The 25,143-nt window shown below is 62.3% G+C and carries 20 protein-coding genes; 14 read left to right on the plus strand and 6 right to left on the minus strand.

The window, feature by feature from the left end; all coding sequences use genetic code 11:
* Nucleotides 1–46 precede the first annotated feature (46 nt).
* Nucleotides 47–886, plus strand: a complete 840-nt coding sequence (locus AC1L6K_RS09350; RefSeq protein WP_480952416.1) for an IclR family transcriptional regulator — start codon at nt 47–49, stop codon at nt 884–886.
* A gap of 169 nt (nt 887–1,055) precedes the next feature.
* Nucleotides 1,056–2,444 carry an FAD-binding oxidoreductase gene (locus AC1L6K_RS09355; protein WP_480952417.1) on the plus strand — a complete coding sequence of 463 codons (1,389 nt, stop codon included), beginning with the start codon at nt 1,056–1,058 and terminating at the stop codon, nt 2,442–2,444.
* Between the two features lie 199 nt (nt 2,445–2,643).
* On the opposite strand, the gene AC1L6K_RS09360 is transcribed toward AC1L6K_RS09355, so the two are convergent.
* Both AC1L6K_RS09360 and AC1L6K_RS09365 read right to left on the minus strand, forming a co-directional pair.
* Complete coding sequence (locus AC1L6K_RS09360) at nt 2,644–3,747, minus strand: histidinol-phosphate transaminase (protein WP_480952418.1); 1,104 nt, start codon at nt 3,745–3,747, stop codon at nt 2,644–2,646.
* 17 nt (nt 3,748–3,764) lie between these two features.
* Entirely contained in the window at nt 3,765–5,228 is a 1,464-nt protein-coding gene (locus AC1L6K_RS09365) for a purine-cytosine permease family protein (RefSeq protein ID WP_480952419.1), read from the minus strand.
* A 322-nt stretch (nt 5,229–5,550) separates the two neighbouring features.
* On the opposite strand from AC1L6K_RS09365, the gene AC1L6K_RS09370 reads away from it, so the two are divergent.
* Complete coding sequence (locus tag AC1L6K_RS09370; RefSeq protein WP_480952420.1) at nt 5,551–6,795, plus strand: acyl-CoA dehydrogenase family protein; 1,245 nt, start codon at nt 5,551–5,553, stop codon at nt 6,793–6,795.
* Nucleotides 6,796–7,171: 376 nt separating this feature from the next.
* Here AC1L6K_RS09370 and AC1L6K_RS09375 read toward each other — a convergent pair whose 3' ends face one another.
* On the minus strand, nt 7,172–7,525 hold the full coding sequence (locus tag AC1L6K_RS09375; RefSeq protein ID WP_480952421.1) for a helix-turn-helix domain-containing protein: 354 nt from the start codon (nt 7,523–7,525) through the stop codon (nt 7,172–7,174).
* 153 nt (nt 7,526–7,678) lie between these two features.
* Here AC1L6K_RS09375 and AC1L6K_RS09380 point away from each other — a divergent pair, with 153 nt between their 5' ends.
* From AC1L6K_RS09380 to AC1L6K_RS09405, 6 genes are all read left to right on the plus strand, one after another.
* Complete coding sequence (locus AC1L6K_RS09380; RefSeq protein WP_480952422.1) at nt 7,679–8,422, plus strand: PIG-L deacetylase family protein; 744 nt, start codon at nt 7,679–7,681, stop codon at nt 8,420–8,422.
* A gap of 32 nt (nt 8,423–8,454) precedes the next feature.
* Nucleotides 8,455–9,213 carry a WbqC family protein gene (locus AC1L6K_RS09385; RefSeq protein WP_480952423.1) on the plus strand — a complete coding sequence of 253 codons (759 nt, stop codon included), beginning with the start codon at nt 8,455–8,457 and terminating at the stop codon, nt 9,211–9,213.
* Between the two features lie 720 nt (nt 9,214–9,933).
* On the plus strand, nt 9,934–11,613 hold the full coding sequence (gene hutU, locus AC1L6K_RS09390) for a urocanate hydratase (protein WP_480952424.1): 1,680 nt from the start codon (nt 9,934–9,936) through the stop codon (nt 11,611–11,613).
* A 263-nt stretch (nt 11,614–11,876) separates the two neighbouring features.
* Nucleotides 11,877–12,218: a YciI family protein gene (locus tag AC1L6K_RS09395; RefSeq protein ID WP_480952425.1), complete on the plus strand. Its 342-nt coding sequence runs from the start codon at nt 11,877–11,879 to the stop codon at nt 12,216–12,218.
* Nucleotides 12,219–12,691: 473 nt separating this feature from the next.
* Nucleotides 12,692–14,716: a CDP-glycerol glycerophosphotransferase family protein gene (locus tag AC1L6K_RS09400; protein WP_480952426.1), complete on the plus strand. Its 2,025-nt coding sequence runs from the start codon at nt 12,692–12,694 to the stop codon at nt 14,714–14,716.
* On the plus strand, nt 14,716–16,653 hold the full coding sequence (locus AC1L6K_RS09405) for a hypothetical protein (RefSeq protein WP_480952427.1): 1,938 nt from the start codon (nt 14,716–14,718) through the stop codon (nt 16,651–16,653). Before AC1L6K_RS09400 ends, AC1L6K_RS09405 begins: the two co-directional genes overlap by 1 nt.
* 402 nt (nt 16,654–17,055) lie before the next feature.
* On the opposite strand, the gene AC1L6K_RS09410 is transcribed toward AC1L6K_RS09405, so the two are convergent.
* Nucleotides 17,056–17,295: a hypothetical protein gene (locus AC1L6K_RS09410; RefSeq protein WP_480952428.1), complete on the minus strand. Its 240-nt coding sequence runs from the start codon at nt 17,293–17,295 to the stop codon at nt 17,056–17,058.
* A gap of 19 nt (nt 17,296–17,314) precedes the next feature.
* Entirely contained in the window at nt 17,315–18,103 is a 789-nt protein-coding gene (locus AC1L6K_RS09415; protein ID WP_480952429.1) for a GNAT family N-acetyltransferase, read from the minus strand.
* Nucleotides 18,104–18,268: 165 nt separating this feature from the next.
* Here AC1L6K_RS09415 and AC1L6K_RS09420 point away from each other — a divergent pair, with 165 nt between their 5' ends.
* Entirely contained in the window at nt 18,269–19,639 is a 1,371-nt protein-coding gene (locus AC1L6K_RS09420; protein WP_480952430.1) for an FAD-binding oxidoreductase, read from the plus strand.
* A 230-nt stretch (nt 19,640–19,869) separates the two neighbouring features.
* Here AC1L6K_RS09420 and AC1L6K_RS09425 read toward each other — a convergent pair whose 3' ends face one another.
* Nucleotides 19,870–20,226 (minus strand): hypothetical protein, encoded by a 357-nt coding sequence (locus tag AC1L6K_RS09425; RefSeq protein ID WP_480952431.1) that lies wholly within the window; start codon nt 20,224–20,226, stop codon nt 19,870–19,872.
* A gap of 67 nt (nt 20,227–20,293) precedes the next feature.
* Here AC1L6K_RS09425 and thiL point away from each other — a divergent pair, with 67 nt between their 5' ends.
* From thiL to rsmD, 4 genes are read left to right on the plus strand one after another with little or no spacing between them, the layout of a single operon-like run.
* Nucleotides 20,294–21,310, plus strand: coding sequence for a thiamine-phosphate kinase (gene thiL / locus AC1L6K_RS09430; protein ID WP_480952432.1), 1,017 nt, complete (start codon nt 20,294–20,296; stop codon nt 21,308–21,310).
* A 40-nt stretch (nt 21,311–21,350) separates the two neighbouring features.
* Complete coding sequence (locus AC1L6K_RS09435) at nt 21,351–22,289, plus strand: DAK2 domain-containing protein (RefSeq protein WP_480952433.1); 939 nt, start codon at nt 21,351–21,353, stop codon at nt 22,287–22,289.
* A complete protein-coding gene (locus AC1L6K_RS09440; RefSeq protein ID WP_480952434.1) occupies nt 22,276–24,498 on the plus strand; it encodes an ATP-dependent DNA helicase RecG in 2,223 nt (740 codons plus the stop codon). Before AC1L6K_RS09435 ends, AC1L6K_RS09440 begins: the two co-directional genes overlap by 14 nt.
* An 18-nt stretch (nt 24,499–24,516) precedes the next feature.
* Entirely contained in the window at nt 24,517–25,095 is a 579-nt protein-coding gene (gene rsmD, locus AC1L6K_RS09445) for a 16S rRNA (guanine(966)-N(2))-methyltransferase RsmD (protein ID WP_480952435.1), read from the plus strand.
* Nucleotides 25,096–25,143 lie beyond the last annotated feature (48 nt).

The following is a 25,143-nucleotide window of genomic DNA, read 5'->3' on the forward strand; positions in this document are numbered from 1 at the left end:
TCCAATTCGTCTGTGATCACAGACGCGATGCGGCTATCATGGAACCATGGTCTCGCAGAATTTGCCGCAGGTTCCGGCCGCCAAGAATGTGCTGTCAGTGCTCCGCTACGTCGCCTCGCAGGCGGGGCCGGTGGGCGCTGCCGCCATTGCCCGGGACGTGGACCTGCCCCGCTCCACCACGTATCACCTGCTGGCGGCGCTGGTCGATGACGGATTTGTCGTGCACCTGCCCGAAGAGCGAAAGTATGCCCTCGGGGTCACGGCCCATGAGCTGGGCACGGGCTACAGCCGCCAGGCGCCGCTGCACCGGCTCGCCCGGTTCCCCATTGCGCAGTTGGTTGAGCGCACCAAGCGCACGGCGCACCTTGCCGTCATGCACGGGCGTGAAGTTATTTACATCATTGAGGAACGAGCCAGGCGGCAAAGCGCGCTTGTCACCAATCCCGGTGTCAGGCTGCCGGCCCACCTGACGGCCAGCGGCCGTGCCATGCTGGCCTCCATGACGCCGGAGCAGCTCGCCGCCCTGTACCCGGGCCCGGAAGCGTTCCCCACGAGGTACGAGACGGGCGTGCATTCGGTGCCCGCGCTCAATGAGCTGCTGGAAAGCATCCGGGAGCGGGGCTTCTCCTGGGAACAGGATGAGGTGACCGACGGCTTTTCCAGCCTGGCCGTGCCCGTGCTGGACCGGAGCGGGCTGGCCGTGGCCAGCGTGACGCTCACAGTGGCCAACCGGCCGGCGCTGAGCCCGGCCGCTGCGGCCCGCAATGCCGCCGAGGGCGTGGTCCAGGAACGCACCGTCCACCTGGAAGAGCTGGCCACCCAGTGGCTGCCCGAGGTGTCCCGGTGCGCGACCGAGATTTCCCGCCGGCTGCGCCCCAGCGGCTGATGCTGCGGCGCATCGGCAGCCAGTGGCGCCCGGTCAAAGTGTCTCGTATCTGAGAATCCACGCCCCGTCGGGGCGATGGCCGGACAAGTTCGCTCCCGGTGCGTATCGTGGCGGTAAAGCCGCGGCACTGCGCTGCAGCGCCGCCCGCGCCACTCGAAGGAAGCCCGACATGACAGTCCTCCCGGCCAACCCCGTCCCCGCAGTTCTTGAGGCCCTGGTGGCCGCGCTCGGGGCCAAGGTGTCCACCGACGACGTCGTCCGCTCAGCCAGGGCGCACGACAGGTCGCACCTGCCCTGGGAGCCACCCCTCGCCGTCGTTCATTGCGACAGCACCGATGACGTGTCCGCCGCCCTGGCCATCTGCTCGCACCACGGGGTGCCGGCCGTGCCGATCGCCGCAGGCACCGGGCTGGAGGGCGGGGCCAACAGCACGGCCGACTCCATCTGCCTGGACCTGTCCGGCCTGGACAAGATCCTGCGCATTGGTGCCGGTGACCTTGACGCCACGGTTCAGGCAGGCGTGATGAAGAGCTCCCTCAATGCGGCGCTGGCCGGGCACGGGCTCAGGTTCCCCGTGGGGCCGGGCGTGGATGCCAGCGTTGGTGGCATGGCGTCCACGGGTGCCAGCGGCACGACAGCCGCCCGGTTCGGGACGATGAAGGAAAACGTTCTGGGCCTGACGGTGGTCCTCGCGGACGGATCCGTCATCAAGACCGGGGGGCGCGCGCGGAAGTCGGCGGCCGGCTACGATCTGACGCACTTGTTTGTGGGCGCCGAGGGGACTCTCGGCATCCTGACGGAGGTCACTCTGCGCGTTTACGGCATTCCCGAGGCGGCCGGCGTGGCCATTTGTTCCTTTCCCGCACTGGGGAACTGCACGGCCGTGGTGTTGGCGGCGCTTCAGTCCGGGGTGCCCATTTCCCGTGTTGAACTGCTCGACGACGTCACTGTCGACGCCGTCAACCGCTACAGCGGGCTGGCGCTTCCCGTCCTGCCAACGCTGATCTTTGAGTTTGAGGGTTCCGCGGCGAACATCGCCGACCAGGCCGCCACGGTGCGCAGGCTCGTGGAACATCACGGCGGAGTCGGTTGGGACTATGCCGACGAGCCCGAACATATGGACCGGATCTGGCGGGCCCGGCATGACGTGCTGCCGTCGTACGCGGCCCTGGTGCCCGATTCCAGCACCTGGTCCACCGATGTTTGTGTGCCGATTTCCAGGCTGGCCGAATGCATCACCCTGACGAAGGCCGATACCGACAGCCACGGGGTGCTGGCGCCGATAGTGGGGCATGTTGGGGACGGCAACTTCCACCTGGCCTTTGTGCTCCCGCCTGGGGATGCCGGTGCGATGGCTGCGGCCGGGGAAATCAACGACAGGCTTGTGGTGCGGGCCTTGTCGATGGGCGGGACGTCAACGGGGGAGCACGGCATCGGCCTGGGCAAGACGGCGTCGCTGGTGAAGGAGCACGCCTCCGCCATTCCCGTCATGGCCGCCGTCAAGAATGCCCTGGATCCCCTTGGCGTCCTGAATCCGGGCAAGGTGCTGGCGGGGTAGGGGGCCGGGCGGGTCGCTGGCGCATCCGTTGTCGGGGAATGCCTGGGATGTACGAGGATGCCTTTGGCAGCATTTCGGCAGGATATTGCCGAAATGAGGATTGTGAAGCACTTTTGAGTCAGCGGTTTAGTGAATCGGCAGCATGCTGCCTGTTGGAGGACCGGATCCCCGCTGCGGAGTGCCCAACGGGAGCTTCGATTCAGCGGCCGGCCAGCCACGCATCCACGGCCCGCAGCACCGCAGCCTCCGCATCGCGTGAACCGACCGTGACGCGCACACCCTCGCCGGCGAAGCTGCGGACGCTGACCTCCTGTGCCTGGCAGGCCGCCTCAAGCGAGGCAGCGGAATCGCCCACGGGCAGCCACAGGAAGTTCCCGCCACTGGCTGGAAGGTCGAATCCGCGGGCGGCCAGGGCGGCGTGCAGGGACGTGCGGCCCTCGCGCACAGAAGCCACATTTGCTGCCAGAGCCTGTACATCGGCAAGGGCTGCCACTGCGGCCGCTTCGGCAACCGCGTTCAGGCCAAAGGGCGGCGACACCGCCCGGACATGGGCGGCCAGCTCCGGGTGCGCCACCAGGTACCCGGCCCGCAGGCCCGCCAGGCTGTACGCCTTGGAAAAGGTGCGCAGCAGCACGAGGTTGGGGTGGGCGGCCAGCAAGGCGAGGCTGTGCCGGGAGGAGGCATCGGCGTCGTCAGTGAATTCCAGGTAGGCCTGGTCAAGGACCACCACCACATGGGAGGGGATGCGCGCCAGGATGTCCTCGAGCTCGGCAGCCCCCAAGACCGTCCCGGTGGGGTTGTTGGGGCTGCACAGGATTACGGCGGCCGTGGCGTCGTTGACGGCGTCGGCCATGGCGGGCAGGTCGTGGCCGTGGCCGGCGGTCAACGGAACCTGGACGTCGCACGCCCCCGTGAGCCGGACCATGATGGGGTACGCCTCATAGCTGCGCCAGGCAAAAACCACCTCCATGCCCGGCCCGGCAAACGCCGTCAGCAACTGCTGGAGCACCGCAAGGGACCCGGCGCCGGCAACGAGCTGCTCCGCGCCGACGCCCAAGCTGCCGCTGAGTGCCGCAACGAGCGGGTCACCTTGCAGCGTGGGGTACCGCTGGCAGTGCGCAGCCGCCCCGGTGATGGCGGCCAGCACCGCCGGCGACGGCGGGAGGAAGGATTCGTTCGACGACGCACGCCAGGTGGGCGGGACGGTTCCGCCGGCCTTGGAATACACGGGCAGCGAGGCCACCAGGTCCCGGGGCTGGGGCAGGACGGCGGGCTGTTCCGCCACGGCCAGGTGCGTGGTCATGAATGGTTCCTCTTTCGTCAGACGGTGGCGGCAGTTGCGGGTTCGGCGGTGGCGTCGTCGTCGGCCGGGTAGATCATCTCGGCCGGCGGATGGTTGAACCGCTTGGCCACCGGGTAGTAGACGAGCGCTGTGACGACCAGGCCCACGAGCCAGGAAATGTCGGCTCCGCCCAGCAGGGGAGTGATGGGGCCGGTGTACATGTGCTGGGCCAGGAACGGGATCTGGATGAGGACGCCGAACACGTAGGTGAGCAGGGCCGGGACGTTCCAGGCGCCGTAGCGGCCCTTGGGGTCGTAGAGTGCCGGGACGTCGACCTTTTCCTTTGAGGAGAAGTAGAAGTCAACCAGGTTGATGGAGCTCCACGGGATGAACACCATCAGCAGCAGGAGCACGAAGTTCTTGAAGTTGGAGATGAAGTCGTCGGAGGCCACGATCGCGATCAGGACCGAGACGGTGATGAAGCCGATCACGTAGGCGAAGCGGACCCACGGGGCGAAGCGCAGCTGGCGGGTGAACGCGCTGACGGAGGTCAGGATGGTCATGTAGCCGCCATAGGCGTTCAGCGTGTTCACTGTCAGCTTGCCGACAACGATCACGATGTACATCAGCACGGCGATCGCGCCGCCGCCGGCCAGGTTGCCCACGAAGCCGACCTGCTCGTCAATGAACTCGTGGCCGGCCGCCATGGGGACGGCGGCAAACAACGCACCAAGGGTCATGGACCACTGGGAGCCCAGGACCGAGCCGGAGAAGCAGGAGATGAACGTGCGGCGGGCCGGAGTGTTGGCCGGCAGGTAGCGGGAGTAGTCGGCCACATACGGGCCGTAGGTCAGCTGCCAGCCGGCGCTGAGCGAGATGGAGAGCAGGAACGTGGGGAAGGCGAAGGTGCCCGCACCCATGACGGCGCCGACGTCGTGCATCAGGAAAAGCCGGATGGCCAGGTAGGTGAAGCCGATGATGCCCACGATCGTGGAGATCCGGCCCAGGGCGTGGATGTACTTGTAGCCGAGGGTGGCCACGAGCACCGTGAGGGCGCCGAAGAGAATGACGCCGACGGCGGGGTGGCCGGTGGGAATGATCTGCTCCACTGCCTGGCCGGCCAGCACGGCGCCGGTGGCTGCGAAGCCCAGGTACATGACGATCACCAGCACCAGGGGGATGACGGCGCCGAACACGCCAAACTGGGCGCGGCTGGAGATCATCTGCGGCATGCCCAGCTTGGGGCCCTGGGCCGCGTGCAGGGCCATGACGGTCCCGCCGAGCAGGTTGCCGATGAACAGGCCGATGATCGCCCAGAACGCGTCGGAGCCGAAGATCACCGCGAGGGCGCCGGTGACGATGGCCGTGATCTGCATGTTCGCCCCGAACCACAGGGTGAACTGGCCAAAGGGCTTGCCGTGGCGCTCGCGTTGCGGCACGAAGTCGATCGACCGGCGTTCAATGGCCGGCCCGCTCTTTCGCACCGTTTGAATTCTTGACATGTCATTCCTCCATTGGAGTTTGGGTGTCCCCCTGTTGCTTTTCTTCAGTCCATCTGAGCACGAATGGCCGGGGGAGAGGTCGCCCCGTTCACCAATCTCGTCTGTGATTCGAGACGAGAGGGTGCTTTGTGTGATCTGGCGCATAAACCTTTCCGGGTTCGGGCTATGTTCGAAGCAGGCCGTAATTCGACGGCGGCGCCCGCCGGTGCGTTGGCATCTCGCCCTCGCAGCCTGAAGTCCGACGGCGGCGCTTGCCGACTGTGCTCCGGCCGCCTGCCTTGGCCAATCGCCATCCCGACCATCACCTTGGAGGAGATTTCCCATGACCGCCACACCCACTGCCGCCACCACACCCACCACTGCCGCTGCCGCAGCTGCTGCTGATCCCGCCCCCGCAGCCACCCAGCTGCCGTACCCCGACGCCGACTTCTTCTTCTTTGAAAGCCTGCTGCCCGCCGACGAGCTGGCCCGGCTCAATGAGATCCGCGACTGGATGGAGGCCAACGTCCGCCCCATTTCCCGCGACTTTTGGAACCGCAGCGAATTCCCCGTGCACCTGATCCCCAAGGTCGCCGAACTGGACATGATCAGCCCCGTGCGCCGCCAGGGCCGCTCGCACCTGTTCGCCGGCATGGTCACGGCCGCCATCCACCGGGTCGACGCCTCCTTCGGCACCTTCTTCAGCGGCCACGACGGCTTGTTCACCGGCTCCATTGAATTGCTGGGCTCCGAGGAACAGAAGGCTGCCTGGCTGCCCGACATTTATGCACTCAAGAAGACAGGAGTTTTTGCCATCACCGAGCCGCAGGCAGGATCCGACGTTGCCGGCGGCACCCGGACAACCGCCGTCCGGGACGGGGATTCCTGGATTCTGAACGGGGAGAAGCGCTGGATCGGCAACTCCACGTTCTCCGACTATGTGATTGTGTGGGCCAAGGACGTGGCCGACGACCAGGTCAAGGGCTTCCTCGTGGACACCGCCACGGCAGGTTTCACGGCGACCTTGATTGAAAATCGCATTGCCCTGCGCGCGGTCCAGAATGCCGACATTGTCCTGCAGGACGTCGTCGTGCCTGCCTTCAACAAGCTGGCGAACGCCAACAGCTTCCGCGACACGAACAAGGTCCTCAAGACCACGCGCGCCACGGTGGGCTGGCAGGCGGTGGGCATCCAGCTGGCCGCCTTCGACGTTGCCCGCAAATATGCGGTGGAGCGGCACCAGTTCGGCAAGCCGATCGCCAGCTTCCAGCTGATCCAGGAACAGCTTGTCACGATGCTCTCCAACGCGCAGGCGTCCATGGGCATGATGGTGAGGCTGGCGCAGATGGAGGACGAGGGGACCACGCGCAACGAGCATTCCGCCATGGCCAAGGCGTTCGTGACCAAGTGCATGCGCGAGACCGTGGCGCTGGGCCGGGGCATCCTGGGCGGCAACGGCATCTCGGTGGACTACGAGATGGCCAAGATCTTCTGCGACGCCGAGGCCATCTACACCTACGAAGGCACCTACGAGATCAACACACTCGTGGCCGGCCGGGCCATCACGGGCATTGCCGCGTTCGTGTAAGGGACTCTGAGGTGCCCCACTATGGGTGGGCGGCGCCGGGCCGCTTGTCCGGGCAGTACGGAAGCGGCTTCTGCCTGGATGGTGGGAGCCGCCTCCGTGTACGTTTATATCCTGCCGCGCAGGCCATGTTTCCCTTCATTCGCCGTGACAGTTCACGCTGGGCTCGGACGGGTCCGCGGCGGGGCCCGCAGCTGTCGTAGCAGGGTGAGGGTTGACGACGAAGGAAGCATAGTGGCGGCCATTGGCCTCACGGATCTATGTCACCGAGGTCGGTGCCGCCGGCAGGACCCGGGAATAGGCCAGATGCAGTTCGCCGATCTTGGGCAGCATGAGTAATGCATTGCCGGTGTTGACCTGCCACAGTTGGAACTTGGCGTTAGTGGTGATTAGTGGTGAAGCGGGCGGACCCCGATGAGCACTTCTTCCGGAACTTGGGCGGGGCAACCCTTTTCCCCTTGCGCTTCCCCGCCACGCAAAAGAAGAAGTTCGTGTAAGCGGTCTCAAGGTCCCGGAGAGCCTGCTGCAGCGGGACACTTGAGACCTCGTTCAACCATTCACTCTCGGGCGTCCGCTTGGACGCCGTCAAAGCCGCGCTGAGAATCTTGTTGGACAGGTGCATGCCAGTTGCCGCGTAATGATCTTTCCGAAGGGCCAGGGCATCGTTAAAAGCCACCCGCACACGACCAAAAAGACGGGCGATAGCCGCCTGTTGGTCTGTGGTCGGGTACATAAATGACCTGCAGATGATCCGATGTTTGCGGTATTCTGGCCTTTCGGATCGGTGCGGGGCAGCGGTCGTTAGTCACTTCCTTTTACTGGGGGACGATCTAGGCTGACATCGGATCCGCGGCGACAACGCTGTCGAAGATTTCAGGAGTTGAAAATGGAACTTTTGTGGGGGGACCGATTTTTGTCCGGACAGCGGGTGTTGGTCATCGCCCCGCACGCTGACGACGAAACTTACGGCTGCGCGGGTACGATCGCCAGAATAAAATCCCTCGGGGGTGAGGCATACGTGTTGCTGGGGTCCTTGGGCGGCATCGACCACTACGGACCATCCAGCAACGGGGAAATGATGCACCGGGTCACCGCCGAAACACGTCGGCAAGAGTTCAACACGGTGATGGAAATGTTGAAAGTCGACGACTGGGATGTAATGTTCGCCCAGGAGTCGATGCATCTGGCCCTCGATACAGTGCCCCGCAGGGACCTTGTCAGAATGATTGAACGCGATGCACGACTTTCCGTGGAGCACGTTCAGCCGACTATGCTGCTCATTCCCTCGATGAGCTATAACCAAGATCATGAGGCCTTATTCCGTGCCAGTATGACCGCGACTCGGCCTGGATTGCGCGCGGAACGCCATTTCATCCCGTTAGTACTCGGCTATGACAACACCAGCTTGTTCTGGGCGCCGGAGCACGAACACTTCCACCCGAACCTGTACATTGACATAAGTGATTTCCTGACTGTTAAACTGGACGCACTGCGGGCCCACGCCTCTCAAATCAGGTCGTCACCGTTCCATGGAAGTCCGGAGGGCTTGGAACTGCAGACGAAGCTGCGGGGACGGGAAATCTCCGCCGAAGCGGCCGAGGGCTTCGTCGCCCACCGGGTCGTGTTCTGATGGTGGTGGTTTCGGTACACCAGCCGAACTTCATGCCTTGGCTCAAACTCATGGCCAAAGTCCTGGACTCCGACGTGTTCGTTGCGTACGACAGCGTCCAGTTCACGCGGCATGAATTCCACGCCCGTCAGCTCTTCCGGACGCGGACGGGAGAGCCCCGATGGCTGACGGTGCCGGTGGTTAGCACAGGCACCCGCCAGATGCTGAACAACGTCAAGCTTGTCCAGGAATCAGACTGGCGTAGCGACCACCTGGATTTCATCAAGAACCACTATTCCAAGGCGCCCTATTTCGAAGAAGTCTTTCCCCGGATTCAAGCAGTCTATGAGTGTCGGCACGAGCTACTCGTGGACCACAATTTGGACTTGCTCGAACAGCTCTGTCGGTATCTTGGATCCAACGTCAGGATCGTCCGGGCGACCTGCCTTCCCCACATCGGATCACGGGAAGAACGGCTGTTGGATCTTGTCCGAAATGCAGGCGGCGACGCCCACCTCACGAGCACCACGGCCACCCACGTGATTGACTGGACCGGATTCGACGCAGCCCACATTCCCGTCTATGTCCAGAACTTTGACCACCCCGTCTACGCACAGGGTAACCTGCCCTTCCTACCCAACCTTGCCGCCGCCGACTTGCTCTTCCACACCGGAACGGCTGCGGCGGGGATCCTCGCGTCTTGTAGTCGGGCCGAGCTGCTGACCCCACAACCACCGCCTCACACTGACCATCCTTCGAACCCGCCCGCACACAACGCTGGGACGACGGCCACACAGCCCCTGGAGACCTAGGTATCGTCAGCATAGCGGCCCGGCAGTGCCAGTCTGTCAGCTACGGCGCCGCCTACGCGCTATCAGACGTCACCGGGATTTAAGCCGCCATGCTCGATGCGACTTGCCTTGAACGCCGATCCGGTTTGGCGAACCACTGAGTCCGGCTTTTTGTTGATTTGGTGGTTTGGGGCAGGGTTGTGGCCGGTTTCGCTGCCAGTGGTGTTCCACGCTTTGGTCCAAGATCCCTGGGGTGCGGGTGAGATTGGAGGGTATGACCGCGGCGACCTGCCATGTCGAATTGGCGCAACGGTGCCGGAACTTACTTCTATTTATTCGTGGAACCGGTGCCCACCACCTTCCGGACGGCGCCCGGCGATGACCTTCCCAATACTGTTCATGCTGAGACGATGTTAGATCCCTTTTTAACTGAATTTGTTACCTTCCCAGACCTGGTGCCCACGGGGATCCTGGCAATGTGATGGAGCCCGGTTCCGTGGTTTTCCCTGCCGCCAAGGTCCATGCTGATGTTACGCTGCGACATGCTTGGGTGAGCTGGGCACGGAAGGTGGCGTCCCGCCGTCGTGCTTCCCCCATCAACAGTCGATTGTCTTGGATCACAGACACGCGGTGATGAGGGCCCCTAGGATTGCGGGTCGTGCCGGGGTTGGATAAGAGCATAAGAACTTTCGCCGGAGCATTCCGGCCAACAGCTCAGAACCAAAAGCTAAGGAAAACATCATGGCAACGATGCATGACCCCTCCCGCACCATCCGTGCAGCACGCGGCACCGAGCTCTCTGCGAAGTCATGGCAGACCGAGGCGCCCCTGCGCATGCTCATGAACAACCTTGACCCCGAGGTTGCCGAGCGCCCCGAGGACCTGGTGGTCTACGGCGGAACCGGCCGCGCGGCCCGCTCCTGGGAGGCCTATGACGCCATTGTTGCCACGCTGAAGACCCTGGACGACGACGAGACCCTCCTCGTGCAGTCCGGCAAGCCTGTCGGTGTTTTCCGCACCAACGTGTGGGCCCCGCGGGTGCTGCTGGCGAACTCGAACCTGGTGGGGGACTGGGCCACGTGGCCCGAGTTCCGCAAGCTCGAGGCCGAGGGCCTGATGATGTACGGGCAGATGACTGCCGGCTCCTGGATCTACATCGGCACCCAGGGCATTCTGCAGGGCACCTTTGAGACCTTCGCGGCCATTGGCGAGAAGCGATTCGGCGGCACGCTGGCCGGCACGCTGACGCTGACCGGCGGCTGCGGCGGCATGGGCGGCGCGCAGCCGCTGGCCGTCACCCTCAACGGCGGCGTCTGCCTGATCGTTGACGTTTCCGAGGAGCGCCTCTTGCGACGTGTTGGCAAGCGCTACCTCGATGAGCTGGCACCTTCCCTTGACGCCGCACTTGAGCGTGTGCTGTCGGCCAAGGCCGCAAAGACGCCGCTGTCCGTGGGTGTTGTGGGCAACGCTGCAGAGGTCTTCCCCGAGATCCTGCGCCGCCACCAGGCCGGCGAATTCGTTGTTGACATCGTCACCGACCAGACAAGCGCCCACGACCCGCTGTCGTACCTGCCCACCGAATACTCGGTTGCCGAATGGGCTGCCGAGTCCGAGGCCGATCCCGAGGGCTTCACGAAGAAGTCGCAGAATGCGATGGCCCGCCACGTGCAGGCCATGGTTGAATTCCAGGACGCCGGCTCCGAGGTCTTCGACTACGGCAATTCCATTCGCGACGAGGCACGCAAGGGCGGCTATTCGCGGGCGTTCGAATTCCCGGGCTTCGTTCCGGCCTACATCCGTCCGTTGTTCTGCGAGGGCATGGGCCCGTTCCGCTGGGTGGCGCTCTCCGGAGACCCCGAGGACATCCGCGTCACCGACGAGGCGCTGAAGGAGCTGTTCCCCGAGAACACGCACCTGCACCGCTGGCTCGACGCCGCGGCCGAGCATGTTGAATTCGAGGGACTGCCGGCTCGCATCTGCTGGCTTGGCTACGGCGAACGCGCCAAGGCCGGTGTGCTGTTCAACGAGCTCGTTGCCTCAGGCAAGGTGTCTGCACCCATTGTCATTGGCCGCGACCACCTTGACTCCGGCTCGGTCGCCTCACCGTACCGCGAAACCGAGTCCATGAAGGACGGTTCGGACGCCATTGCCGACTGGCCGCTGCTGAACGCCATGCTCAACACGGCTTCCGGAGCCACCTGGGTGTCCATCCACCACGGCGGCGGAGTCGGCATCGGCCGCTCCATCCACGCCGGCCAGGTCTCCGTTGCCGACGGTACCCCGCTGGCCGCCGAAAAACTGGCCCGCTTGCTGACGAACGACCCCGGCATGGGCGTCATCCGCCACGCCGACGCCGGCTACGACCGAGCGCTGGAGGTTGCCGCCGAGCGTGGGGTTCGAATCCCCATGCAGGAGCAGTAGGGCTCTTTCGCGGTTGTGACGCCGATCCGATCATGCGCCGCTGGAAGTACCCAGCGGCGAGTGAGCGGATCGGCGTCATTTCCTATTTTGGCGCCCCATGCCACCATCTGTGACCGAAAAGCCAGCAGCGCTGGTTGCGTCGACCGGGCGCCGTATTTAGCCTTGACCCCTGTCAGGATCCGGAGCCATAATCGGGCAAGACGCAATGCGGTGCCGCAGCGAAGAGCCGGCGACGGGTGCCGCCGGAGCAGAGGAGACCACTAATGACCAAGTACCTGATCTCGTTCCCCGCTGAAGCCATGGTGGTCCCGGAGGATGAATTCGAGGCGGTGGTCGAAACCTCACATGCAGTCATCGAGGAGGCCAAGGCGGCGGGCGTGTACGTCTTCGGCGGCGGTATCGATGAGGGCGTGGACCCGGTGCTCGTGGCCGCTGACGGCACCGTCACCGAGGGAACGTACCCAGGCCACAAGGTGCCCAACGGCGGCTACACCGTACTCGAGCTGCCCTCGCGGGAGGCGGCACTCGAGTGGGCCGCCAAGATTGCCGTCGCCTGTCGCTGCTCGCAAGAGGTCCGGCAGTTCGGATACGACCCGGCCAGCTGACGGCCAAGCGCGGGAGGGGACGGCCCGCCGTCGTGCTTCAACGTTTCCAGTGCAGCAGGCTGTGAAATGCGGGGGGACACTGGAGCCCTTGTCGGAGTCCGAGCAACTACAGGTCACCGAGCCTCTAATCCAACGCGAAGTGTTGATGGCCACTGGCCACAACCAAGTTCGCACGCTCACAGCTGCCCTGGCAACAACTGGCAATTGCTGTTCCCAACGTCCATTTGGAACGCATCAAGTGTGAGAGCGTGGTCAAGATTCCAACTCACACTCAGTCCAGATCACGTCGGCTGCACCTACCAAAGCATCGAGCAGGCTCGGTGGCACACAGGAGAGGCTCAAGAAAAGCATGTAACGTGGTGTTCTTGCCATAATGCAATGTTTCACATGTCGATATTGTGTCGGCGGAGCACCGGCGAACCCTTGGTTTTGTGCCGTTACCTGGTCGCTTCGCGCCACGCCAAAGGAAGTTAATGCCCAGTTCGATTCCATTACTCACGATTGTCATCGAGGCGAATGGGTCCCCTGACCTTGAGTCAGAACTGTACCGAAGGCTCGCTGGGGCACGTCTGGAGGCGGAGGACTTGTTTGAACTTCTGCACGTTGACGAGCCTCTGACAACAAAAAGCATCTCCGAGCACTGCCGAGCGATCGACAGCAAATATGTCGTCTTCATGCGTGCGTCGCACGACGTCTCGGACGACTATGTGCCAGCGTTGTTGCAGGGGCTGAGAGAAGCCACGGTCTATCTCGCCGAGCCTGTGGTTTACACAGGGAACATTCCCTCGGATGTGCGTGCAACAGGGCTAGGGAGTGCTTACCACTACGCCAGAGATACGGACGTCTTTGGCGTCGCGTTCAACACCAGACGCCTGGTGGACGTACTTGATGCAATAGACGATATCGACCGCTCGGCACTCTATATTGCCTATCGTATGTACTGGTCCATTGGTACTGTGCAGCCGTTGGATACGGGGTTTTCCATGGCATCCGACTTGAAGGCTGCAACCGGCATTATTATTGACAGCGAGATCAGCCGCTTATTGCCGTTGTATTCAACGAGCTCGGTTGAGCTGCGGCTCTATCTCCTACGCTATTTGGCTTTGTTCCTTCGAGGACTACGGACTAAAAAGGTCACCCGAGTGTCCTTGGCACATCTTCGAGATGTCGTTGCCACTCACAACCTGCTTGAGTTCATCGACCGGACCGATGCACAACAGGCTTTTGAAGGCACATGGATCAGGTGGCTGGCGAACTCGGGGTCTTCAGAATTCCTGTTCAAGCAACTGACAGGAACTGACTCCTATCTCGTGTACCAGCAGAGTGCACAAACAATCGACGCTGATTTGGAACTCTATCGAATCGAGTTCGACACCGAGCAGCTCATGATCGGCAAACGGTATCGACCCACAGCCCTCAGGCCTGGATTCAACGATGCGTCCAATTACGATTTTTACCGTCGTCCAGTGACCCCTGAATCAACCATTATTTTCTTTGATCGGCCGCTACAGGCAGACGACAACGCAGAATATCTGTACGACTACTTCGTCAACGCTCATCCCGATTTCCCCGAAGTGTATTTCGCGCTGAGCCCCCGGTCGCCGGATTGGGAGAGGCTTGAGCGCCGCGGCTTCAAGCTAATCCCCATTTTTACCACGGAGTTCTATGAGAAGTTCCTGATATCTGATGTGGTGGTTTCGTCGCAGATATACAATATCCAATACAAGGGGAAGTCGTTTGCTAATTCTCGGTTCGTTTACTTACAGCATGGTGTTCAGCTCAATGACATGAAAGATTGGATCCTTTCAAAGCCTTTTGATATATTTGTGGCAACCGGCAGGATTGAAAGCGACTACCTTAGCGCGCTGGCGCCGGTGGAGACACTAAACTCCGGACTTCCACGTTATGAAACGCTGTCTCGACTAGATTCGTCCGATGGTCACATACTTTTCATGCCTACCTGGCGATTCAACCTGCACCAGCTGTCGACCGAACAGTTTATGCAATCGTCATACTATCTATCGATAGAGGCCATATTGAAAGATCGGCGTCTTGCCGAATACCTGAAAAGCAACGATAAGACAATGGAAGTGAAACTCCATCCAAACGTGGACAAACGGGCTTCCCTGTTTCACTTCTCTGAACGCATTGTCAAATCAGACTTGAGCTACCGTGCGGCAATTGAGGCGGCTGAATTTGTATTTACGGATTACAGTTCTGCGGTTCTGGATGCCGCATTCATTGAGACACCTATTTCGTACTACCAATGGGATGAAGTTGAGTTTTTTCAGGATCAGCCCTACGAAAGCAGATTGGACTACCGGTTGGACGGCCTAGGGCCAGTCTTCAACGCACATTCGGACATCATTGATTTTATCGTGAAGGAGCAATACTCGGTACCCAGTGTGGAATATTCACAGCGACGGGAACGGTTCTTTGAAGGCGTCGACCCCCAAAGAATTAATGCAAAGATCATCGAAAGGATGCTGAGTCTCTGATGGCGTTGCAATCAAATCTCAAGAAGCTCATTAAGGACCATGGTAAAACCGCTGCCTTTTCACCGGCAGGCAAGGCGGTTGCGCGTGGTGTCATGGCGGCCCCGGAGGGCCTTGCCCTGCGTAAGCTGCTGAGGCGCGGGGGTATTGAAGATCAAGTTCGGCGCATCGCTTCGGAGACTCTTCCGCAAGGTATGTACTATGCGAAGTTGACGATTCGCCAATGGAAGACCTACGAGGGTAAACAGTTCCGCCTGCTAATGGGCGACGAGGTTGTCTATGGCAATGAAGTGGAAGCGCCAGCTGGTGGGCACCCACTTGAGTATCGCAACTTTGTGGTTAGCTCGAGCAAGGCGGCCGATTTTCATCTCGACATCGATGTCCCCTACAAGTTGGCCATCAGCCGAGGATCGTTCACTACACCGCAACAGGCTGAATATGACCTAAAGTACAATGTCATCCAGCACGATGACGTTTTTTATTCAATGCGTGGAAACAAGGTGAACCCCAAAAAGCTTCTCCTCACGTTTCCCGGTTTCGGCTCCTCAACTGCACGAGTGTCGTATGCAGTAAGTAACCTGAAGGACATCAGTGAAAACGACTTGAGCGATACGCTCATGATCGCCTTTCAAGATCGATATCTGGCCGCCGGCTCGTATATGATGGTTGACAATTCCGGTCGCCCTCTCTTTGATCGTGTGCATAGCACGATTGAGGGACTGCGCAGAAAGTACGATATTGACCAGGCGGAGATATTGCTCTTCGGGGCCTCTAAGGGTGGCAGTATTGCCCTGCATTACGCACAAGGATTCCCTGAAGCGCGTTTATTGCTTGCCGTCCCCCAGATGGATTTGCCGTACTATTTCAACAAACCATTTTTTAAGGACAATCTCTTTACGAATCCCGTCCTCAGGTCTGTGGAACAGCCTAAGGACCTGCTTCAGAAATATTTTGAACAAGGTCGACGCATCGACTACTTCTACACCAACGACGATGAGTTGAGCAACCAATCCATCATTGAGTTTGCGAAAGACATTCCCAACCTGACGAAATATCGTGTTGCAGGCCCACACGGGGCGGTCGCTCGGGCGGCGCTGCCGGCCATGCTCGGGATTATGCGCGAGTTCTTGGCAGGTCCTGAACATGGCACTTTTTCGTGTGAAGAAGTACGGACATTCAAACACGGCCAGGAACAAGAAGTTCAGGTTCGAGTCGATCAAGCCGCATCCGAGATTTCTGAAGCCAACTGGTTTCTTGAAGGACGGTTGGGGCGTACTCGATTCATGCAGATATTGTCAGGTCACGAATATGATTTTTTGAAATTCACTTCGTCTGAGCAGCAGATTTTTGCAGATCATGATTTGTTGGAGGACGTTTCTGGAGTTACTGCCATCGAAGCAAATGGTGTTCGGTGGCGGTGCGAGCTGGAGACACCGCTCAACCGGGGTGGGAGCCCAGACGGTCTGCCGCGTGTTGAGTCCGAACCCATGGACCTGAGCTCTGCTGGGGTGCAGGACTACGCGATCCTCGACGGGGACGATTGCGGCAGATTCCGCTATTCCAGTCGAGTTGTTTCAGCCACGGGAAGTGCTGTTGAGGTGCACTTTGTTCCTGATCTGGACAGCGACAATTCTTTAGTGGTCAGGCGCGATGACCGTACGTCGCACGTCGTCAGTGTCGAGTCTTTGGACGGCGGCTTGTTGGCTCACCTTATGGCGCTCAGGGTCGTCATTGATGCTCGGGCTGAAAAGCTGATCGTCGTCGTCAATGAAGGCGCCGTGAACATGAAGGAATGCGAGGAGTTGGTCACCGGTGACTGGGCAGATATGACAGTGATTTTCGTTGGTTCTGAGCCGTCATTTCGTGATGGCGCCTCGTCATTACGTGCGTGGAACACGCCCGAACGTATTGTGGTTGCAGAGGTTGGCGCTCTAGCCTAGCCACCGTTTCAGTTCTGGGCCGAAGTCGCCGCGATGTTTGCATTGTGTTCATCGGAACATCTCCTTACGTTAAAGTTCAGCTGCCAAGCTGGTGACTCGACGAGGTAAGGATGCATAATGAGCGCAGTTGCAGAAGAGTTGTTGACTCTTGACACGTTCGATGACCAACAGTGTCCGCATTGCCTGGACCGGCATTCTATTTCCATCGACGGACCGTACCCTGTGGAGCATTGTTCCCTTGACGCGTAGTTGTGCGGCACACGCACGGTCGCGGTCAGGAGCGGAGGGGCAGTTCGGTCCACGTGACTTCGGCAGTGTCAAGGGGTTCGAGGAAGCTGTCGTGGAACCCGTCAACGGCGTAGTCGAGCGAATCGGCTACGTCCTGGCCGCCCGAGGAAAAGACTATGTCTTTGCTGCACTGGCCGCGTGACTGAACCTCGACGATGAAGCCGCCATCGTAATAGCTATCGCTTTCTTCGTCATGGATGAGTTCTTCGACCTACTGTCCAGCAGTTTATTGAGCTGCGCCGGATCTGCCCCTCGGAGTTCCAGCGCGACGCTGGCCTTTTTATCCAACTTCATATTGCTTGGCCCCCACACCCAGCCGAAGTTCATGGCGTAGCGCCGAGATGGGTTGGTCATTGGATCTCCTTTGCGCTGCTTAGCGTTTCCAGTTGTAAGGGGTGGTGGTGGAGACCTTGACCAGGCCGGAGCGTTCCAGGATGGGGCGGGAATCCTCCGTGGAGTCGCTGTGCACCAGCTTCTTGCCGGCGGCCAGTGCAGACTTGGCGCGGGCGGCCGTCAACGCCCGGTAGATGCCACGGTGGCGGTACGGCTCGAGTGTGGCGCCGCCCCAAATCCCCACGAAATCCGTGCCGCGAACAGGTTCGAGCCGGCCTGCACTGACCATCCGACCGTCGATTTCAGCCACCCAAAGTTCCATGCCGTCTTTGCGGTCCAGCCGGGCGAGCAGGGAGTCGGCGGCCCGGGTGTCAACGGACTCGCCGAAGGCTTCGTCGGCCAAGGCGCTCATGGCCCTCACATCGGCGTCGGACGTCACCTTCCGCAGCGTCACGCCGTCGGGCATGGGCATGTCCCGGGCCAAGGCCTCGAGCGGGCCGATCATGATGGATTCGGGTTCGTCGGCTTCGAAGCCGTGAGCCAGCAGTGCCTCGTGCAGTCCCGGAGCGTTGTCGTGGCCGCGCGACTTCCATTCCACGTTGGTGATTTCGGGGTTCGCCTTGAAATGCGTCAGCGCCCTGGCGACGAGCGCTGGCATCTCCTGCCCGTCCACGCCTGAAAGGTTCTGGTAGGTGATGAACCCCCGGCCGCCCGCGAACGTAATGAGCCGTAGCGGACCTTCGATGCGCACTTTGACGGCGCTGGGAGTTTCAGCCTCGGTGCGGAGTTGTGCGTCGTAGGCGTGGAGGTAGCGCTCTTGATTGTTCATTGCTTACATTCTGTCAGGGCTCTGCAGCAATTGGTGCGACCATCCTCGCGCGAGTGAACATCCAATCGGCGAACGTTCCTTGACGGAGTTCGGACCGCTCCGTAGCGTTCACAGCCTAAGCTGGGGCACAGTCCCCATATTCGGCATGAAAACAAAGAGGTTTCCATGAACGCAAAAACAGAACTCCTACCGTCTGCAGCGCTTCTTGAGGCCAGTGTGCATGCGTCCACTGAGCTCGACGAGCGTGTGCGGGTGAGCACCGACCGCTCGGGGTACGTCCCGCCGAGCCTGCCTGACGGAGTGGTTTATGCGACGACCACGGACGACGTCGTCAACACCATGAAACTTGCCTCCAGGTACAAGGTCCCGGTGGTTCCCCGCGGTGCCGGAACGGGGCTTGCCGCTGGCTCCTCCGCCCGGGCCGGGGAAGTTGTGCTCGATTTGTCGAGGATGAACAAGATCCTCCACATTGACCCCGTGGAGCAGTTGGCTGTGGTTGAGCCCGGCGTTCTCAATGCTGAGGTGAACGCGGCCGCTGCCGCCCATGGCTTGTTTTATGCTCCGGACCCGGCCAGTACGGCGATCTGCTCCATCGGCGGCAATGTGGCCACCAACGCGGGCGGGATGTGGTGTGCCAAGTACGGTGTGACACGGGAATCTGTTCTCTCGCTGCGGGTGGTCCTGCCCGACGGCAGGACAGTGGTGACGGGCCGGAGAACCATCAAGGGCGTCACCGGCTACGACCTGAACGCCTTGATGATCGGTTCCGAGGGAACCCTTGGCATTGTTGTCGAGGCCACGCTGCGGCTTCGCCCGGCGCCCGTCCAAACGGCCACCGTTGCCGCCTATTTCGCTGACGTTGCGGCCGCCGCACTGGCTGCATCTGCGATTGTCGCGGCCCGGCTGCAGCCCTCCGTGCTTGAGCTCATGGACGGGCCCACGCTGGAAGCAGTTGACGCCGCCAAGGGGACCAATCACCGCTCGAAAGGCGGAGCGTTCCTTCTGGCACAGACCGACGGGTACGGCGCATTCCTGGAACAGGACGTCCTCATTCAGGCGATTGAGCCGTTCGCCACCCACATCGAGAAGGCGGCCGATGCTGAAACGGCGGCCGCACTCATCTCCGCCCGCCGAGACGCGATCCCTTCGCTTGAGCGGCTCGGCCGCGTGTCCATCGGCGACATCGGCGTGCCCAGGAACCGGCTCGCCGACGTCTTCGCGGGTCTGGAGGACATCGCCCGGCGAACAGGAACCAGAATCTTCAGCGTTGCCCACGCCGCGGACGGCAACCTCCACCCCATGATCGTCGTGGAGCCGGAGGAATCCATCACCGAGGGCCCAGCCAAGGTGGCCCTCGGCGAGATGTTCCACCTGGCACAGCGTCTGGGTGGGACGCTCACGGGAGAGCATGGCGTTGGCCTGCTCAAGCGCGACTGGCTCCAGGAAGAACTGGGCGACGTCTCGCTCGAACTCCAGCACGCCATCCGCAAGGTGTTTGATCCTCAGGGGATACTGAATCCGGGCAAGGCCATCTGACGACGGCGGTGCGCGGGGGCCGTCGTGGTCCTCGGGGACTGACGTGGTCATTCGCCCCCGGCCGGCCATGGGCGAATGACCACAGCAGCCCCCGCAGTGCCGTGATGACGTGCACAGTGGGTTCGAAGTGCGCCTCACCCCGGGCGAATGACCACAACGGCCCCCGCCTCACCCGCATGGACGGTGTGCGCAGGGGACCCGCGGCACGTGTTGGGTCAGCGGGTCTTGCCTCAGCGCAGCGGCAGTTCGGTCCACGTGACGGTGCCGGGCATCAGGGGATCCAGCTCGAGTGGTTCAAGCACCTGTGCATGAAAGGAGTCGGCGACGTCCTGCCCGCCTGAACTGAGGCCAAGCTCGGCGGACCCGCCCTGGTGGGAGACGACGTCGACCGCCCAGCCGCCCCTGAACCAGCCGCCGCCGGCATCCCGGGTGAGGGTGTCCAGCCACCGTTGCAGGAGTTCCCCGAGTGGTGCAGGGCTGGCACCGTGGATCTGCACGCAGAGCCTCGCCGCTTTCTCCAGCCGCGGGTTGTCAGGTCCCCACACCCAGTCGTGGTTCATTGTGTAGCGGCGCGTTGAACTGGTCATTCCCGGACAGTAGCACCGGGGCCGACGCCGGCACCGCAATGTCACACCCACCAGCTACGGTTAAACCATGATCCTCACCGTCGCCCAACTCTCCGAGTCCGAGCTCCTGGCCCGGATCTTCCCGCGCCTACACGCGGGCACCTCCATGCTGCTGGGCCCGGGCGACGACGCCGCCATCATCGCCGTCCCGGACGGGCGCACCGTCATCTCCATCGACACCCAGGTCCAGGACAAGGATTTCCGCCTGCGCTGGCCCAACGGCAGTTCCTCCACCGGTTTCGACGTCGGCTGGAAGGCCGCCGCGCAAAACCTCAGCGACATCAACGCCATGGGTGCCGTTGCCACCTCGATGGTAGTCAGCCTCACCCTGCCGGGGACGACGCCGGTCAGCTGGGTTGAGCAGTTCGCCGACGGTTTGAGCGCGGCGATCGTTGCACTTGGTGCGCCCCAGTGTTCCGTCGCCGGGGGAGACCTCTCCGGCGGCAGCGAACTTGTGGTGACGGTGGCAGTCACGGGTTCCCTCGAGGGCCGGGAAGCGGTGCTCCGCAGCGGCGCCGGTGTGGGGGACCAGATCGCGCTGTGCGGCAATGTGGGCTTCTCCGCCGCCGGCTGGGCACTGCACGAGAGTTCAATTCTCCCGTCAGGGCACACTCCCGCACTGGCAGCGGCGGCGAATCTGTTTGACCGTCCGGAGCCTCCTTTGGCGGCCGGGCCGCTTGCGGCGCGTTCGGGCGCCACCTCGATGATGGACATCTCCGACGGTCTGCTGCGGGACGCCACCAGGATCGCCAAGGCCAGCGGCGCCAGGCTGGATTTGGACGGTGCAGTGTTGCGGGGGCTGGCCCGCGGACTGGAGGAATGCGCCGTCGTGCTTGGTGCGGATCCGCTGAATTGGGTGCTCACGGGAGGGGAAGACCACGGACTGTTATCCACATTCCCGGCGGGCGTGACTCTCCCCGAAGGCTTCATTAGGATAGGCTCGGTATTGTCCTTGGACGCGGCCGGACCGGCGGTAACCATTGACGGACAGAATTTTAAAAGCGCCGATTCCGGCGCTCTCGGATGGGACCATTTTGCAGTCTAAGATCACCGCAACGGCGCCCGTAGTTCGCCGTTGGTTGGCCATGGCGGAACAAACTTTGGCCAACCACAGTGACCGCCTCAACGCGATAAACATTTACCCGGTGGCCGACGCTGACACCGGCACCAACCTGTACATGACTGTCCGGGCGGCGGCACAGGCCCTGGCCGATCTGGAACCCTCGGACGTGGGTGTCACCATGGCAGTTGCCGGGCGGGCGGCCATGGAACAGGCCAGGGGAAACTCAGGCACACTCTTGGCCGTCGCACTCGCCGCCATGGCCGAACCGCTCGCCGGCGCCCAGCGCCTGAGCGGGCCCCTGCTCGCGGGCGCGCTGCACCGGGCCCAGTTGCGTGCCTGGAGCGCATTGAGCGAACCAATGCCCGGCACGCTCCTGTCTGTCTTGGAGGCCGCGGCCAACGGTGCGACCTCAGTTGAATCCACCTTGAACGGAGACGAATCCAACCAGGTACTGGCGGAAACAATTGACGGGGCCGTGTCGGCCGCCCGCGACGCGGTTGTGCTCACCGAATCCCAGCTGGGCGTGCTCCGGGACGCCCGCGTCGTTGACGCCGGCGGCGTTGGCCTGCTGCTGATCCTCGACTGCCTGCGCTCGGTAATACTCGGGGAACCCCTGCAGGAGGACCTGCTCGACGGATTGTCGGGCTACAAGGTCCAGGACCCCAATATTGCCCTGTCAATGCCCGAGCAGGAAGGTGTTGAAGTCATGTGCACCATCGTCTTGTCGCCGCTGGCCGCCGCCGGGCTGCGCATGCAATTGGGCGATCTCGGCGACTCCGTCATCATGAGCGCCGTCTCGGAGGAAGCCGACGCCATGGGCGCCTACCCGTGGCGGTTGCATGTCCACGTTCCCTCGGCCAGCGTGGCGCTTGACGCCATCACGGCTGTGGGTGATCCAAGCAATGTGAGCATCTCGACGTTAACGGCCAATGCCCCAGAAGATGTCCATGACTTCCTCTAGCCCCGGCGGCTCAAGCCCGGTCGTGCCTTATTCGGATCTGGCTCTTGAGCTGTCCCGGCTGGTGGGTGTGCCCACAGCCAAACAGGTTGCCAAGGGCCTGGACATCGACAAGGTGGGGGAGATGCTCCACTATTTTCCGCGCCGCTATATTGCCCGCGGGGACCTGACCGACCTTGATCAGCTGGTGGTTGATGAAGACGTCACCATCGTTGCCCGCGTTGTTGATTCAAAGACCCGGTACATGCAGACCCGCAAGGGAACCATCACGGATGTCATCATTACCGACAACTCGGGGCGGCCGTCGGAGCTGGTGATCAGTTTTTTCAACGGCTACACGGCAAAAAAGGAACTCCAACCGGGCGTCCTTGCCATGTTCTCCGGAAAAGTCTCGTACTACAACTACAACAAGGTGCTGACCAACCCCGGGTATGTCCTTCTGCCGGATGACGAACTGGCCGACCACGAGGTGGAGTTTCACGCCGGCAGACCGGTGCCGGTGTACCCGGCCACGGCAAAATTCCCGAGCTGGAAATCCCAAAAGGTCATCGAGTCGCTGCTGCCCGTGTTGGACCTGGAAAAGGTCCCGGACCCCGTGCCGAAGCACATCGCCGCACGGGAAAGACTCATGCCGCTGGCCGACGCGTACCGGGAGGTCCACATGCCTTCGAGCATGGACGCCTGGCCCCGGGCCCGCACACGGTTCCGCTTTCAGGAGGCCCTGGCGCTGCAGACCACGCTGGCGCAAAAGCGCTTCGAGGCCGCGAGCCAGAACGCGACCAGCCGTGCCCTTGTCGAGGGCGCCCTGCTGGACGCCTTCGACGGGCAGCTGCCTTACACACTGACGGGCGGCCAGCGTGACATTGGCCAGCTCATTGCTTCGGAGGTTGCTGCCGGGCATCCCATGCACCGGCTGCTGCAGGGGGAGGTCGGTTCTGGAAAGACTGTCATTGCCCTGCGTGCCATGCTGCAAGTGGTCGACGCCGGAGGGCAGGCCGCGTTCCTGGCCCCCACCGAAGTTCTCGCCGCCCAGCACCTGCACTCGATTTCGGCATTGCTGGGTTCCCTCGGTGCCGGCTCGCTGCTCGGCGGCCCGCACGCCACACAGGTGACGCTGCTGACCGGTTCCATGCCTGCCGCCGCCAAGAAGAAGGCCCTGCTCGCGGCTGCCTCCGGGGAAGCCGGCATCGTGATTGGCACCCACGCCCTGCTCTCCGACAACGTGCAGTTCGCCGATCTCGGCTTGATCGTGGTGGATGAGCAGCACCGCTTCGGCGTCGAGCAGCGTGACGCTCTCCGGGCGAAAGCGCTCCAGCCCCCGCACGTGCTGGTCATGACGGCCACACCCATCCCGCGCACGGTGGCCATGACGGTGTTTGGCGACCTTGAGGTCTCCGAGCTGACCGAACTGCCCGCCGGCCGGGCGCCCATAGTTACCCATGTCTCGCCCCTTGCGGAGCATCCCGGCTGGGAGCCGCGGGTGTGGGCCCGCACGCGGGAAGAGATCGACAAGGGCCACCAGGTTTACGTGGTGTGTCCCAAGATCGGCGACGCCCCCGACGCCGAGGACGTTCCGCCCACAGAGGGTGACTCCCGCCCCATGGCCGGGGTACTCGACGTCGTACTGTATTTGCGTGAGGTCCCGGCGCTGGCCGGTTTGCGCATCGAGGTCCTGCACGGGCGCATGGATTCAGCAGACAAACAAGGCACCATGGCGGCGTTTGCGCGAGGCGAGATAGACGTGCTCGTTGCCACCACGGTGATTGAGGTGGGTGTTGACGTGCACAATGCCACGCTCATGGTGATTCTGGACGCCGACAGGTTTGGCATGTCGCAGCTGCACCAGCTGCGCGGCCGGGTGGGGCGCGGCGGGCTGGACGGCACGTGCCTGCTGGTGACCAACCTGGAGAAGGACCACCCAAGCCGCAAGCGCCTCGACGCCGTGGCCGCAACGAACGATGGATTTGTGCTGGCGAAACAGGATTTGGAAATGCGCCGCGAAGGCGACATCCTGGGTGCCAAACAATCGGGCGGAAACAGCGGACTGCGCCTGCTCAGCGTGCTGCGGGACGAGGAATTGATTGAACGGGCCCGCAAGGATGCCACCGAGATTGTGGACAAGGACCCCGGGCTGGAATTTCATCCGGCACTGAAGCTGGAAATCGACATGTACCTGAACGAGAAGAATGAGGCATTCCTTGAACGTGGCTAGGACTATGGGAGCCCGCGCATGAGTCGGATCGTTGCCGGCGTGGCCGGCGGAAGTCCGCTGGTCTCCGTGCCGGGGGATGGCACCCGCCCCACGACCGACAGGGTCAAGGAAGCATTGTTTTCCCGGCTCGAATCCATGAACATGCTCGCCGGGACGCGGGTCCTTGACCTGTACGCGGGCTCGGGCTCACTGGGGGTTGAAAGTGCCAGCCGCGGCGCCAAGTCGGTTGAACTGGTTGAGTTCAACGACAAGGCTGCCGGGGTGTGCCAGCGCAACGCCGAACTCGTCAACAAGGTGATTGGCGGCAAGACTGTGACCGTCCAGCGCTCCAAGGTCGAATCGTTCTTGGAACGGACGGCCGACGCCGGCGTGGACCAGTGGGACCTGGTCTTCATGGATCCGCCCTACCCGTTGACGGAAACAGAACTGTCGCTGGTGCTCGGGCTGCTGGGCCCACGGTTAAGCGCCTTTGCCGTGGTCGTCGTGGAACGCTCGGCCCGGACGCCAGAACCAAGCTGGCCGACGTCCCTGGACCGCTTCGCCGAGAAGAAGTACGGCGAGACAAGGCTCTGGTTCGCCGAACCCGCGGCTGAGTAAACGCCACGGGTGGAGCTATGAGGGCTCCGTACAATAGACGGTTCGCCT

The sequence above is a fragment of the Specibacter sp. BI4 genome (assembly GCF_056680095.1).

What these genes read in the sequence shown, in the direction of transcription:
- thiL (WP_480952432.1), top strand. Translation starts at nt 20,294, where the DNA reads ATGATCCTCACCGTCGCCCAACTCTCCGAGTCCGAGCTCCTGGCCCGG.
- AC1L6K_RS09395 (WP_480952425.1), top strand. Translation starts at nt 11,877, where the DNA reads ATGACCAAGTACCTGATCTCGTTCCCCGCTGAAGCCATGGTGGTCCCG.
- AC1L6K_RS09420 (WP_480952430.1), top strand. Translation starts at nt 18,269, where the DNA reads ATGAACGCAAAAACAGAACTCCTACCGTCTGCAGCGCTTCTTGAGGCC.
- AC1L6K_RS09370 (WP_480952420.1), top strand. Translation starts at nt 5,551, where the DNA reads ATGACCGCCACACCCACTGCCGCCACCACACCCACCACTGCCGCTGCC.
- AC1L6K_RS09355 (WP_480952417.1), top strand. Translation starts at nt 1,056, where the DNA reads ATGACAGTCCTCCCGGCCAACCCCGTCCCCGCAGTTCTTGAGGCCCTG.
- AC1L6K_RS09375 (WP_480952421.1), bottom strand. Translation starts at nt 7,525, where the DNA reads ATGTACCCGACCACAGACCAACAGGCGGCTATCGCCCGTCTTTTTGGT.
- hutU (WP_480952424.1), top strand. Translation starts at nt 9,934, where the DNA reads ATGGCAACGATGCATGACCCCTCCCGCACCATCCGTGCAGCACGCGGC.
- AC1L6K_RS09385 (WP_480952423.1), top strand. Translation starts at nt 8,455, where the DNA reads ATGCCTTGGCTCAAACTCATGGCCAAAGTCCTGGACTCCGACGTGTTC.
- AC1L6K_RS09400 (WP_480952426.1), top strand. Translation starts at nt 12,692, where the DNA reads ATGCCCAGTTCGATTCCATTACTCACGATTGTCATCGAGGCGAATGGG.
- rsmD (WP_480952435.1), top strand. Translation starts at nt 24,517, where the DNA reads ATGAGTCGGATCGTTGCCGGCGTGGCCGGCGGAAGTCCGCTGGTCTCC.
- AC1L6K_RS09365 (WP_480952419.1), bottom strand. Translation starts at nt 5,228, where the DNA reads ATGTCAAGAATTCAAACGGTGCGAAAGAGCGGGCCGGCCATTGAACGC.
- AC1L6K_RS09380 (WP_480952422.1), top strand. Translation starts at nt 7,679, where the DNA reads ATGGAACTTTTGTGGGGGGACCGATTTTTGTCCGGACAGCGGGTGTTG.
- AC1L6K_RS09415 (WP_480952429.1), bottom strand. Translation starts at nt 18,103, where the DNA reads ATGAACAATCAAGAGCGCTACCTCCACGCCTACGACGCACAACTCCGC.
- AC1L6K_RS09425 (WP_480952431.1), bottom strand. Translation starts at nt 20,226, where the DNA reads ATGACCAGTTCAACGCGCCGCTACACAATGAACCACGACTGGGTGTGG.
- AC1L6K_RS09435 (WP_480952433.1), top strand. Translation starts at nt 21,351, where the DNA reads ATGGCGGAACAAACTTTGGCCAACCACAGTGACCGCCTCAACGCGATA.
- AC1L6K_RS09405 (WP_480952427.1), top strand. Translation starts at nt 14,716, where the DNA reads ATGGCGTTGCAATCAAATCTCAAGAAGCTCATTAAGGACCATGGTAAA.
- AC1L6K_RS09350 (WP_480952416.1), top strand. Translation starts at nt 47, where the DNA reads ATGGTCTCGCAGAATTTGCCGCAGGTTCCGGCCGCCAAGAATGTGCTG.
- AC1L6K_RS09410 (WP_480952428.1), bottom strand. Translation starts at nt 17,295, where the DNA reads ATGACCAACCCATCTCGGCGCTACGCCATGAACTTCGGCTGGGTGTGG.
- AC1L6K_RS09360 (WP_480952418.1), bottom strand. Translation starts at nt 3,747, where the DNA reads ATGACCACGCACCTGGCCGTGGCGGAACAGCCCGCCGTCCTGCCCCAG.
- AC1L6K_RS09440 (WP_480952434.1), top strand. Translation starts at nt 22,276, where the DNA reads ATGACTTCCTCTAGCCCCGGCGGCTCAAGCCCGGTCGTGCCTTATTCG.